This window comes from Streptomyces montanisoli (assembly GCF_017813245.1).
Lineage (GTDB): Bacteria > Actinomycetota > Actinomycetes > Streptomycetales > Streptomycetaceae > Streptomyces > Streptomyces montanisoli.
This window is the reverse complement of sequence record NZ_JAGIQL010000078.1, coordinates 18,475-30,386: the sequence shown is the minus strand read 5'-3', so window position 1 is coordinate 30,386 and position 11,912 is coordinate 18,475. Positions and strand designations below refer to the sequence as shown.

Sequence of the window (11,912 nt, the reverse complement as noted above, 5' to 3'; positions counted from 1 at the left end):
GGCGCCGCGCTGCCCGCGCGCGGGGCCCGCGCTGCCGCGCGGGCGGCTACCGCTTGCCGCCCGCCATGCGGCGCGCCCTGCGCTTCAGGCGGGTCATGAGCGGGGTGCCCGAGCCCTTGCGCAGGACCGGGGGCGCCCCGTCCGTCGCGATCGTCAGCGACACCGCCAGCTCCGTGTCCTTCTGCCAGCCGCAGCTGGCGATGCGCGCCTTCAACTCCCAACGGCCCGCGTTCCTGCCCGAGTTCAGCGTGTCGGGTGCAAGACCCGCCACCGTCCTGTGGCGCAGCCTGAAACCGCCGTCGGGCGTCGGGACGCGCGTCACCGTCGTCTCGCCCGGCAGGAAGAACTCCTCGCCGCCGCCCCCGCGCCGCCGAGCCACGATGTCCATACGGGCCGACTTCACCCGGCTCGTCACGTCGAGCGCCGCGGGCGGGATGCCGTCGACGGGCGGCGTCAGCACGTCCTTGCCGTCCACCGCCATGAACGTCATCGGCGCGCCGCCCGCGGCCGACAGTTCGCCCTCCACCGTGATCTCCGACGGGCCCGTCACCCGGGCCGTCGCCTTCGCGCGTACGCCCGACTCCCACAGCGCCAGCTCCCGCACCGCGTCGAACCGGTCCTGCTCCACCAGCGAGACCATCGCCCGCTGGGCCGCGGGCATCCCCGCCGCCACGCCCGGCGCGAACCGTTCGACCAGTACCGACCGCACCTCGTGGAAGAACGCGCGCCGCCATTCCTCGGGCGCCGCCAGGTGCTTCGCGGACGTCAGGCGCCCCAGCATCTCGACCCGCAGCCACCTGCGGTGCAGCCGGTCGCGCAGTGCGCCGGGTTCGGTGTGGGCGTCCACGATGTCCAGCGCCTCGCGCAGGTTGCCGAAGTACCCCGCGGGGTCGAACCGCTTGAACCCCGCGTTGGACGCGTCCGTCAGCGCGACGTGGAAGTAGCAGACGTAGTCCGACAGCACCGAGACGCGCTTCGCCGCGAAGTACGCGGCCGTCACGAACACGTGGTCCTCCAGCCGCCGCTTCCCCTCGGGGAACCTCAGTCCGTGCTCAAGCAGGAACTCCCGGCGGAACATCTTGTGCGGCGTCAGGCTGTCGATCAGCGGGTCCTTCGACAGCTTCGCGTCGGGGCGGTCGCGGCGGAACAGCTCGCGCGGCACGTTCCTGCCGCGACCCGCCATCTTCCCGACGACGACGTCCGCCCCGTTCTCCCGCCCGTAGGCGTACATCCGCAGCAGCGCCTCGTCGCCGAGCCAGTCGTCGTGGTCGGCGAACTGCACGTACTCGCCGCGCGCCAGGTCGATCCCGATGTTGCGCGGCCGGGACGGCCAGCCGGAGTTCGGGATGTGCTCGACCCTGATGTACCCGGGGTGCTCCGCCGCGAGGCGGTCGAGCCGCTCGCCCGAGCCGTCCGTCGAGCCGTCGTCGACGAACACGGCCTCCCACTCGCCCGCCGGCATCGACTGGCGCAGCAGCGACGCGATCAACTCGTCCATCGCCGCACCCGGGTTGTAGACCGGGACGACCACGGAGACCTTCACCGGCGTCCCGGCCGTGCTCTCAACTCTCAGCATTCATACCCCCAGTGGCGCGTGACCTCCTTCAGTGAGTCCGGCACCTCATCGGGCCTGGGCAACTCCCGCGCCTGCTGGATCTTGCCCGACTTGATGTTGTCGCTCCAGTCGCCGATGAACGCCTGGAACGGGCCGTGCTCCTGCTTTCCGTAGTTCAGCATGCGCCTGTCCCACTCCACGCCGAGAAACGCGCAGATCTCCTGTGTGACTTCGGTGGGCTTCTCGGTCAGTTCCTCGTAGCGCACCGTGAGCCCCGGCAGTTGCCCGCGCGCCTCCTCCACCGCGTCGACGTACTGCTTCACCTCGGCGACCGTCTGCGCCAGCTCCCGGTCGGGCCGCCCGTTTATCAGCGAGCTGACCATCGACGCCGGGTGGCGCAGCAGGAACACGAACCGCGCGTCCGGCCAGGCCTCGTGCAGCCTGCGCCAGATCAGCGCGTTGCCGGGCGTCTTGTCGACGATCAGCTCCTTGCCGCTGTGCGACAGCTCACGGTGCAGGATCCGGTCCCACAGGAGGTGTTCGAGCTCCTCGCCGTCGAGGCCGAGCTGCTTCATCGCCTTCTCGGTGTACGCCCTCGTCTGCTTCACCTCGAGCGTGCGCAGGTGCATCTCGTGCGGCGCGCGGATCAGCGGATGGCTGTTGAGCAGCACGCGCAGCAGCGTCGAGCCCGAACGCACGGACGACAGCACGAACACCGGTGACGTGACGAGTCTGCCGCCCTTCGGCGTCGGCCTGGCTGCCGCGGGCCGCCCCGTCGCCCGAGCCTTCACCCGGCCCAGCTTGCGGCGGGCCTTGCGGGCTACCGCCCACATTCCGGTCTGGCCGGTCTGGCTGGGCTGCATGGTGCGCACCTTCTTCACGAACGAACACGTCACGGAGGACGGGCCGCCCGGCCGGGCCCGGCCACGCCCGCGCTTGCCCTCCGCGTCCACGCCCACGTCCGAAGCCGCGTCCGCGGCCCGGCACCGTCTCTCCGTCCTCGGCGCGTACCCGCGCGGGTACGCGCCCGGTGCCGCTCCTGCCCGGTGCCGGGCCCGAGGGCCCTCCGTCTTTCGGCAATTTCTAGGCACTCTTTCTGAGAGCGGCCTCACGAGCGGCCAGTCGCGACATGAGAATTCCATGAGAAGGCGGAGGTCCGGACAACCGATCCGGTGCGGCACTCGTCACTGTGAGGCCGCTGTGGTGCGCCGCTGTGGTGCGCCGCTGTGGTGCGCCGCTGTGATGCGCCACCGTGTGATGCGCCACCGTGTGATGCGCCTTTGCCGTACCCGAAGATGATCTTGACGGGTCTCGGACACATACCGCTCGTCAAAGCAGTGTCCTAAAGACAGGTCACTCGGTTAGATGAGTGTGGACACCAGAACGCCCCGGTCCGGGTTCGAGGATCAGCCACCCCTGAGCATGCTCAAGGTGGACAGCGATCCCGCGCAGGTCATCGTGAACCACGCGAGCTTCCGCGTGAAGCTCGCGACGCCCAGCCGCCCGGCCCCCCGCCGGGTGGCCGCGCCGGGCGGCCTGCCGGTCGGGGCGGGCGGGGCCGAGACCGCGCGGATCCCCGCCATGGGCGGTGCGGACTCCGCGCGCGGCGCCGCCGCGAGAGGCGCGCGCCGCAGGGCCCCCGTCGTCTGGAGCGGCAAGTCGCAGCCGGGCGACCCGGGCGCGAGCGGCCTCCTCCAGGCCGTCCGCAACTCCGGCGCCACGTCCGCCACGTCCGTCTCGTCTGCCACGTCCGCCGTGGCGGCCGCCTCGGCCGGCCCGTACGAGAGGGGCTCCTACGACGCGGGCGCCACGCAGGTCATCCCGCGCGTCGAGGTCGACGACAGGACGCAGGCGACCCCCGTCGTCGGCGGCGGCTCCGACGGGCCGCTGCTGCCCCCGATGAGGCAGGCCGTCGGCGCGTACGACCAGCCGCGCACCACCCGCTACGGCGGCGGCCAGGACGATGGGGACGACACCACCCACTTCATCGACCGCGCCCGCTACGGGGACCGCCCCGGCTACGAGGACGGCGCCGGCGACGCCGACCACGCGGGGTACGACGCCGACCACTCGGGATACGGCGACGACTACGCGGGATACGGCGACGAGGACGACGAGCTCACCGAGACCGGCTCCCGCGCCCGCGTCCGTACGGGCGCCTCGCGCGGCGCCACCGCCGTCCGCCACGCGTACTTCCCCGGCCGCCGGATGAACCTCGGCGTCGTCCTGCTGCCCCTGCGCGTCTTCCTCGGCCTGATCTCCATCTACGCCGGCATGGGCAAGCTCTGCGACCCCGTCTACTTCGACGGCGGCGAGCGCGGCTCCATGGTCAAGTGGCTGAACTCGCTGCACCCTTGGGCCCTCGCGGAACCCCTGCGCGACTTCGCGCTCTCCCACCCGGTCGGCGCGGGCCTGAGCATCGCGTTCCTGCAGATCGTCGCCGGCGTCCTGACCGCACTCGGCCTGTGGCAGCGCGTCGCCGCCTCGCTCGGCGCCCTGCTGTCCGCCGCGCTGCTCGTCACCGTCAGCTGGAAGACCGTCCCCGCGTACGACGCGCCCGACATCATCTACCTGGCCGCCTGGTCGCCGCTGATCATCGCCGGCGCGCCCGTCTACTCCGTCGACGGCAAGCTCGCGGGCGACGCGTGGCGCAGGCTCGGCCCGCGCTCCAGCCTGCTCGACCTGCGCCGCTACGTCCTGCGCAGGGGCACCATCGTCGCGGGACTCGTCATCGGCACGACGATGCTCGTCGGGTCCGTGCTCGGCGGCGCGGTCCGCTCGTCCGGTGTCGTGACCGTCCCCGGGCCCAACCACGCGCCGGTGAACCAGCTCCCGGGCGAGCCACTGCCCCAGGACTCGACCAGCCACGGCAGCGCGTCGGGATCGCCCAGCGCCGACGCGCACGGCAAGGGCGGCAAGCCCTCGGGGACGCCGTCCGCGCGGCACTCGCACAGCCCCTCGTCCGGCACCCACGGCAGCTCGCACACCCCCGGCGCCGCCGGTACGGGCGGCAGCGGCGCGGGCGCCACGCAGGGCAGCTCGCCGACGCAGACCCAGAGCGCGGGCGGCGCGCAGGCCCCGTCGCGTACCCAGCGGCAGCAGGCGCCGTCGGGGACGGGCCACCAGGGCGCCGCGCCGTCCACGAGCGGCTCCACGGCGAGCGGCGGCTCGTCGTCGTCCTCCGGCGGCCCGACGTCGTCCGGAAGCGGCGCGGGCGGCGACTCGTCCGGAGGTTCGTCCGGAGGGTCGTCCTCCGGCGGCGGCCCGCTGGGCGGGCTGCTCGGCTGACACGGTAGCCACACAGATCGGGGGCGCACCCATGGGGTGCGCCCCCGATCCGCGTCTCAGTGCGGGAGTTTCCTCCCGGCGGCGAGTTCCTTCGCCGCCTCCGTGAGGTCCTTCGCCGTGTCGATGGCGCGCCAGTACGCGCCCTGCGGCAACGGAAAGCCCGCCAGGCGCCGTTCACGCGCGAGGCGGGGGAAGGTCGTACGCTCGTGGTCGCCGAGGTCCGGCAGCAGGTCCGTGAAGTCCGAGGCGAACACGTAGACACCGGCGTTGATCAGGTAAGGCGACGGCGGGGCCTCGATGAAGTCCAGCACATGGCCGAACTCGTCCGTCTCGACGGCCCCCCAGGGGATCCTGGGCCGCGCCAGGGCCAGCGTCGCGGTCGCGGCGCGCTCCGCGTGGAACGCGGCCATCTCGCGCAGCGAGAACCGCGTCCAGATGTCGCCGTTCGTCGCGTACCAGGGCTCGCCGGGCGAGGGCAGCCGCTTCGCCGCGTGCTTCAGCCCGCCGCCGCGTCCGAGCGGCTCGTGCTCGACCACCGTGGTGACCCGCAGCGGCAGCTCCGCGGACGCCGACTCCAGCCACTCCTGGAGGACTTCCGCCAGATGGCCGCAGGACACGACGGCGTCCGTCACGCCCTCCGCGGCGAGCCAGGACAGCTGATGGCCGATGATCGGGGTCCCCGTTCCGGGGATCTCGACCATCGGCTTCGGGCGGTCGTCGGTGTACGGGCGCAGCCGCGACCCCTGGCCGCCTGCCAGGACCACCGCCTGCGTCGGAAACGTATGCATGCCGAGCACCCTATGCGGGGCGGCAGGGCGGCAGTACGGAGTGGCGATGCGTCAGTCCGGGGCGGCCCGGTGGACGCGGGCGCGTGCGGGCTCAGCTGCCCGCGGTCTGCTGGGACACCCCGTACGCGAACGACGTGTCGCACACGGGACGGGAGAACGACTGGGCGCGCGTCGGGCCGTAGTGCTGGACCGCGGCCCGGCCGAGCGCGCGGGCGATCGCCATGCAGTGCTTGGCGAGCGAGGGGCGCGCCTCCACCTCGCGCTGGAGGTGCGTGAGGGCGATCCCCGGGTCCTTCTCCTGGAGTTCGACGAGGAGCTTGTCGCGGAGGATGTCCTGGGGCGTACGGGACTTGGCAGGGGCCGACGCGGCCTTCGAGGAGGCCGTCAGGGCCTGCGTGTCCGGGCTCGTCGCCCACGGGACGCGGGCCACCGCGAGGGTCCCGGACAGCACCAGGACGACGGGCAGTACGAATGCGAGAGTTCGGCCGATACGCCGCGCTGAGTGGGTCACGAGGGCGAGCGTAGCGGGAGGTAGTGATATGGCGACATTTAGTCACTCTCGCGGGCGATGGTTCGAAGGTTTTTTTCGAATTACGCGTTGACGCGAGGCCTTTGGGTGGCTGTCCGCACGGCGGCGCGGACGGTCATGCGGACAGCCGTGTGGCCCCGTACCGCTGCTTGAGCGGACGGGGCCACACGGCTGTAAAACGGGGGCCCGGGACCGGCGCGGGGCCGGCCGGACGGGTCAGTCGCTCAGGCGCTCGCCCGTGGAGGTGGAGAACACGTGGGTCTCGCCCGCGCGCGGCACGACGTTGAGCGTCGCGCCCTTCTCCGGCACCGCGCGGCTGTTGCCGCGGATGACCAGGTCCCTCTTCTCGCCGTTCACGTCGATCGTGCCGAAGACGAAGGCGTCGGCGCCCGTCTCCTCGACGACGTTCACGACGACCTCGATGCCGGGGTCCGCGTCCTTCGCGAGCGTCTTCGCGTCGGAGGCGGCGCCGCCGAAGTCGAAGTGCTCGGGACGGACACCGACCGTGACGGTCTTGTCACCCTTGTCCGCGGCGGCCTTCAGCGCGTCACGGTTCACGGGCACCACGCTGTTGCCGAACTTCACGCCGCCGTCCGTGATCGGCACCTCGATCAGGTTCATCGCGGGGGAGCCGATGAAGCCGGCGACGAAGAGGTTCGCCGGGCGGTCGTACATGTTGCGCGGCGAGTCGACCTGCTGGAGCAGCCCGTCCTTGAGCACCGCGACGCGGTCGCCCATCGTCATGGCCTCGACCTGGTCGTGCGTGACGTACACCGTGGTGATGCCCAGGCGGCGCTGGAGCGACGCGATCTGCGTACGCGTGGACACGCGCAGCTTGGCGTCGAGGTTCGACAGCGGCTCGTCCATGAGGAACACCTGCGGCTCACGGACGATGGCACGGCCCATCGCGACACGCTGGCGCTGACCACCGGAGAGCGCCTTCGGCTTGCGGTCGAGGTACTCCGACAGGTCGAGGATCTTCGCGGCCTCCTCGACCTTCTTGCGGATCTCCGCCTTGTTCACGCCGGCGATCTTCAGGGCGAAGCCCATGTTGTCGGCGACGGACATGTGCGGGTACAGCGCGTAGTTCTGGAACACCATGGCGATGTCCCGGTCCTTCGGCGGCAGGTGCGTGACGTCGCGCTCACCGATGCGGATCGCGCCGTCGTTGACGTCCTCGAGGCCCGCGAGCATGCGCAGCGAGGTGGACTTGCCACAGCCGGAGGGGCCGACGAGGACGAGGAACTCGCCGTCGGTGATGTCGATGTCGAGCTTGTCCACGGCGGGCTTGTTGCCACCCGGGTAGATGCGGGTCGCCTTGTCGAACGTGACAGTAGCCATGGCGAAATGTCCCTTCACCGGCAGGAACGTGCCGGACGATCCGAGTAAAGGAATGGATCTCCCACCGGGAAGTGGAAGAGAGGTCTGGTCCACCTGGGTGAACTGGAGGTGACGGTACCTGTCGTTTCCGGATCTGTCAGTACTCCAGAGCGACCGGATATTTCCCCGCACCAGCGAGAGCCGGGCCGCGCCGGGCCGCGTCCGGCCGGGCGACACCGGCACCGGTCCGCCCCGGCCCCGCCAGGCGGCCCAGTGGCTCCCGCGCCGCAGGACGACCGCTGGGGGAGCAACCACTCCTGCCGAACGCTCAGTTGACGGCCGGGGCGGCGTGCCGCCACCCACAACACACGACCGGCCGCGCGCCCGCGACCGCCCGGAAGCCCGTGGCCGGACGTTCCGGGCGCTGTGTACAGTGGACCCGCTGCTGGACTCGGTGCGCTGTGTCCGATATGCCTCCTTAGCTCAGTTGGCCAGAGCAACGCACTTGTAATGCGTAGGTCGTCGGTTCGAATCCGACAGGGGGCTCCACGAAACCCCAGGTCACATCGGGTATGACCCGGGGCTTTCTCTTACTCGCAGCATGACGGACCACGCGCCCTGGGGTGCCATGGGGCCACCCGCGTGAGCGATGCGTGTGAGGCGGGGACGAAGAGGGGCTGCAGACCCGGGGGTAGCGGTTCGTCGCGAAGTTGGAATCGGTCAGGTGCTCACTGTGACCGTGGCTACCCGAACGCGTCCTTTCCTGGATGGCCTGGCGCCGCCACCATCAATCCACCCACAAGCCTGCACGTCGGTCAGGATGGAAGGGCCGTGTCCAGATAGTCCTGTACAGACTCGAACAGCCCGTACGGCACATACTGCTGGATATCGGCGTGGGCTACCCAGGCCAGTTCGGCGATCTCCATGGTGCTGGCGACGTGTGCAGTGCCGCTAACCACCTCGCATGCGGTGTATGACATCAGCCGCCCGGTGTTCGGATGGAGACGCTCGCCGAGCAGCTTTACAGCCGACACGGCCAGGCCGGTCTCCTCCTGTGTCTCGCGCACGGCGGCCTGCTCGCGGCTTTCGCCGGGTTCAACCTTGCCGGCCGGAAACTGCCAGGACAGCCGCCCCTCGCTCACTCGACGCCGCACCATGAGTACACGTCCTTCGTGGATGATGACGGCGGCGGCGACGCTCGGTTCCTTCGCCGCGTTCTGCTGCGTCACGACTGCTCCTCTTGCGGCACCAGCTGCACGATGGCTTCATGTACGAGCGTTCTCAAGCTGCTTGAGACGAAAGCAACGTCCGAGTCTCCTCGGCGCAGCCCCAGGACAGCGTGACGCCTGCACCACCATGCCCGTAGTTGTGCACGATCACCGAGTCGTCCCCCCGCTGCTCCGCCTCCACTCGGATCACGGAACGGGTCGGCCGGGCACCGATCCTGTGTTCCAGGACCCGGGCGCGGGCCAGGCTGGGCTCGATCGCGGCACACCGAGCGAGAATCTCAGTCGCCGCCTTGTCGTCGGGACCCAGGCTCCCTTCGCCGTCGATGGCCGTGCCGCCGAGGACCACGGTGTCGCCGTGGGGGTAGATGCACAGCAGGTCCGGCGAGGAACCAGTGTCCTCGGAGAAGAACTCGGTCAGGCCCGGGTTGGTGACGACGACGTGCTGGCCACGAATTGGCCGGAGGCCGGGGTCCGGGACGAGGCCCCGGGAGCCGAGGCCCGAGCAGTTGACCATCAGCGAAGCCGGACCGGCATCCGACAGAGAGGCCAGCCGTCGCTGCTCGACCGTTCCTCCGGCCCCACGGAGTCGGCGCAAGAGGTAGTCGAGGTAGACGGGCATGTCGATGAGCGGCACGGTGAACCGGTACCCCGCGGTGAAACCGGTCGGGAGTTCGACCGGCTCGCACGGCCGGAAACCCGGGAGAGTCGTGGCCCAGTCCGGCGGGGCCTCGGCCGTACGCGACGCCTCGATGCCGCTGGTGAGCCGGACGCCCGTGGTCGGGTCGTTGGCAAGCTCCTGGAAGATCTCCAAGGACCGCTGACCCCAACGGTCGACCTTGTCCTTCGGCTCGACCAGGTACGGCCCCCACATCGCCCCGGCAGCGAGTGATGTGACGCCGGGCACCTGTTCGGCGATCACCTGCACCGATGCCCCGGCCTCGGCGAGAACGACGGCGGTGGTGAGCCCGGCCGCCCCAGCGCCGACAACGACGACACTCTCTCCTGTGGTCATGGCTTCTGACCCTAGCGGCCGGGTGGCGTCGACGGAGCATGTCGGGCGAGTGCATCTTCGAGAACGGGCAGGAAGCTGCGCACATGAGGATTTCGCTGTCGGCGCCGGAGGTCGGCGGCGAGCTGTTGGAGCAGTGCGGCACTCCGCGGCGATCGCACGGCATCGAGACGGTCGGCTGCCACCTGACCGACCTCGCAGGCGGCCTCAAGGTCGCCATGGGCGCTGTGGCCGAGCGCCAGCCATGCGCCCTCGAACATGGCCCTGCGCTGGCTGGGGTCGCCTCGTGGAGCCTTGTACGCCCCGGACCGGAGCATCTCGGTCCCCTGGGCGAGGAAGCGACGGCCCTTCGTGGTGCCGTCCGCCTTCTGCTGAGCGCGACCCATCTGGATGAGGCCGTATCCGGCCTGGCAGTCCAGGTGGTTGTCGGTGAGGAAGTACATCCAGCGCGGCTCCTCCTGGCTGCCGTCGCGGCTCGCGATGAGTTCCCGGGCGGAGCCGCGGGTGTGGGCGAAATCGTTGTCACGGCTGGCGGCGGCATACGCGTAGGCGAGCCGGGACAGGACGGATGCTCGGACTGCGAGCGGTGCGGCATCACCGGCGCGACGGGCCGCTTCGCCGAGAGCGACGGCGTCCGCGGGGTGTCCACGGCTCGCCGCCTGGAAAGAGAGGTCGCCGAGAATGTGAGCACACAGGGGCAGGTCGTTGACCTGATGCGCAGCGCGCAGTGCTGTAGCGAAGTAGCGCTGTGCCAGCCCGTGATCGGCCGCGTCGAAGGCCATCCATCCTGCGAGTTGGCCGATCTCCGCGAGCGCGCGCATCAGTCTGCTCGTGACAGCGGGCGAGTGTCCTCCTTCGTGGATCAGGAGCCCCACGGCACGGAACTGGGCACCTACGTAGGGAAGATGCCTTGCGCCTCCGTGTTCGTCGTCGAGCAACTGGAGCATGGGCAGGTGCTGCTCTACCTGGTCGATGAGCGGATCCGTGCCCATCGGTGATGTCATCCGCGGCGCGTACTGGCCTCTTCCGGCGGTGCCGTCGAGGTACTGGGCCACGATCGCCAAGAGCCCGGCGCCCGAGATGGCGAGGAATCGACGTCGATCGACGAGACCTCCCATTACCCAGTCCTCCACGATCGCCTCCATACCCTGCACGGTCCAGGGTCGTGCGAGATCCGTGTCGGCCGGGACGAGCGCTGAGGAGTCGCCCGCGCGGCCCTGCCAGAGTTCGGCCACCGAAACGGCTCTACCCAGCTCCTGGGAGAGTACGTAGGCAGCCATCATCGGTAACGGTGAGCGAGGCAGCGAGCCGCCGTCTCTCCAGTGGTAGGGCGCTGACTCGGCGACGGTCCCTGTTCCGAAGACCCTGTTGAGCTTTCGAGCAAGCGCCTTGGGGCTCCAGCCGAGTTCGTCGAGACATCCCGCCAGTACAGCATTGGGTGCCGCTGCCTGTTGTGCCACGTGCCACCACCTCGCCACCCAAGGGTTCGTTGATCACCTCTCGATCTCCATGGTGATGCAGACGGAGACCGAATCACCTGCCTCCGGAACAAGTTGACCGAGTTGACCGACTGATGGGGTGCTGCGTGCCCAGTCTCCTCCGGTGTTCTTGGAGTACGGCGGAAGGCGCCGTCTTCGACGCCGGAGGAGAAAGAGGTGGGCCGTGAGCCACCGCACGAGCACCTCCCGAGACCACCCCGGCAGCGTGCTGGAGCGCGACACCGGGCGACCGGTCGCCGCGCCCTCAGGCGGCAACATCGATGGCGACGTAACGACCACGCTGATCACGGACCTGCCGTACGGGCCGAGGGCGGCCGCGGTCGCACGGGACGCTGTTGCGGTCGCACTTCACGGCACCGAGCCGTACCTGCTCGATAACGCTCGGCTGATCGGTTCGGAACTCGCGACGAACGCGTTTGCCTCAGGTAGTCCGCCTCTGGTCATGTGCGTGGACCGCAGGTTCTCGCCCACTGGTGGCCTGGAGGTCGAGATCACCATCACCGATGGTGGCTGCTCCCGCTCTGCACCTGCTTCTCCTCCAGCTCCCCAAGAAGAGGCCGAATCCGGACGGGGCCTGGTCATCGTCGAGGCACTCGCCGACGCATGGTCGCTGACGACCGGTGCCCACGGCACGCGCGCCTGGTGCCGACTCGCGCACAGCGCCCTCCACTCGGCCGCCGAACCCGACTGATGTC

General features: G+C 70.3%; 10 protein-coding genes and 1 tRNA gene. 3 read left to right on the top strand and 8 right to left on the bottom strand.

What is annotated here, in order from left to right; genetic code table 11:
• Window positions 1-46 precede the first annotated feature (46 nt).
• On the bottom strand, window positions 47-1,576 hold the full coding sequence (locus tag JFN87_RS19190; RefSeq protein ID WP_245180357.1) for a glycosyltransferase family 2 protein: 1,530 nt from the start codon (window positions 1,574-1,576) through the stop codon (window positions 47-49).
• Window positions 1,570-2,418 carry a sulfotransferase family protein gene (locus JFN87_RS19185; protein ID WP_245180355.1) on the bottom strand — a complete coding sequence of 283 codons (849 nt, stop codon included), beginning with the start codon at window positions 2,416-2,418 and terminating at the stop codon, window positions 1,570-1,572. Before JFN87_RS19185 ends, JFN87_RS19190 begins: the two co-directional genes overlap by 7 nt.
• 568 nt (window positions 2,419-2,986) lie before the next feature.
• Between JFN87_RS19185 and JFN87_RS19180 the strand changes: the two genes are divergently transcribed.
• Window positions 2,987-4,843 (top strand): DoxX family protein, encoded by a 1,857-nt coding sequence (locus tag JFN87_RS19180; protein WP_372449255.1) that lies wholly within the window; start codon window positions 2,987-2,989, stop codon window positions 4,841-4,843.
• Between the two features lie 56 nt (window positions 4,844-4,899).
• On the opposite strand, the gene JFN87_RS19175 is transcribed toward JFN87_RS19180, so the two are convergent.
• The 3 genes from JFN87_RS19175 to JFN87_RS19165 form a co-directional block, all read right to left on the bottom strand.
• Window positions 4,900-5,631 carry a nucleotidyltransferase family protein gene (locus JFN87_RS19175; protein ID WP_209341610.1) on the bottom strand — a complete coding sequence of 244 codons (732 nt, stop codon included), beginning with the start codon at window positions 5,629-5,631 and terminating at the stop codon, window positions 4,900-4,902.
• Window positions 5,632-5,722: 91 nt separating this feature from the next.
• Complete coding sequence (locus JFN87_RS19170) at window positions 5,723-6,142, bottom strand: hypothetical protein (RefSeq protein ID WP_209341608.1); 420 nt, start codon at window positions 6,140-6,142, stop codon at window positions 5,723-5,725.
• A gap of 234 nt (window positions 6,143-6,376) precedes the next feature.
• Window positions 6,377-7,501 (bottom strand): ABC transporter ATP-binding protein, encoded by a 1,125-nt coding sequence (locus tag JFN87_RS19165; RefSeq protein WP_209341606.1) that lies wholly within the window; start codon window positions 7,499-7,501, stop codon window positions 6,377-6,379.
• A gap of 451 nt (window positions 7,502-7,952) precedes the next feature.
• On the opposite strand from JFN87_RS19165, the gene JFN87_RS19160 reads away from it, so the two are divergent.
• A tRNA-Thr gene (locus tag JFN87_RS19160) sits at window positions 7,953-8,029 on the top strand.
• A gap of 266 nt (window positions 8,030-8,295) precedes the next feature.
• Here the strand turns inward: JFN87_RS19160 and JFN87_RS19155 are convergent.
• The 3 genes from JFN87_RS19155 to JFN87_RS19145 are packed head-to-tail and all read right to left on the bottom strand — an operon-like array spanning window position 8,296 to window position 11,178.
• On the bottom strand, window positions 8,296-8,709 hold the full coding sequence (locus JFN87_RS19155) for an NUDIX hydrolase (RefSeq protein ID WP_209341604.1): 414 nt from the start codon (window positions 8,707-8,709) through the stop codon (window positions 8,296-8,298).
• A gap of 52 nt (window positions 8,710-8,761) precedes the next feature.
• Entirely contained in the window at window positions 8,762-9,721 is a 960-nt protein-coding gene (locus JFN87_RS19150) for an FAD-dependent oxidoreductase (protein ID WP_209341602.1), read from the bottom strand.
• An 11-nt stretch (window positions 9,722-9,732) separates the two neighbouring features.
• Entirely contained in the window at window positions 9,733-11,178 is a 1,446-nt protein-coding gene (locus JFN87_RS19145) for an NsdA family TPR-like regulatory protein (protein ID WP_209341600.1), read from the bottom strand.
• Between the two features lie 202 nt (window positions 11,179-11,380).
• Here JFN87_RS19145 and JFN87_RS19140 point away from each other — a divergent pair, with 202 nt between their 5' ends.
• Window positions 11,381-11,908 carry an ATP-binding protein gene (locus JFN87_RS19140; protein ID WP_209341597.1) on the top strand — a complete coding sequence of 176 codons (528 nt, stop codon included), beginning with the start codon at window positions 11,381-11,383 and terminating at the stop codon, window positions 11,906-11,908.
• Window positions 11,909-11,912: the final 4 nt, after the last annotated feature.

What these genes read in the sequence shown, in the direction of transcription:
- JFN87_RS19175 (WP_209341610.1), bottom strand. Translation starts at nt 5,631, where the DNA reads ATGCATACGTTTCCGACGCAGGCGGTGGTCCTGGCAGGCGGCCAGGGG.
- JFN87_RS19150 (WP_209341602.1), bottom strand. Translation starts at nt 9,721, where the DNA reads ATGACCACAGGAGAGAGTGTCGTCGTTGTCGGCGCTGGGGCGGCCGGG.
- JFN87_RS19190 (WP_245180357.1), bottom strand. Translation starts at nt 1,576, where the DNA reads ATGCTGAGAGTTGAGAGCACGGCCGGGACGCCGGTGAAGGTCTCCGTG.
- JFN87_RS19185 (WP_245180355.1), bottom strand. Translation starts at nt 2,418, where the DNA reads ATGCAGCCCAGCCAGACCGGCCAGACCGGAATGTGGGCGGTAGCCCGC.
- JFN87_RS19165 (WP_209341606.1), bottom strand. Translation starts at nt 7,501, where the DNA reads ATGGCTACTGTCACGTTCGACAAGGCGACCCGCATCTACCCGGGTGGC.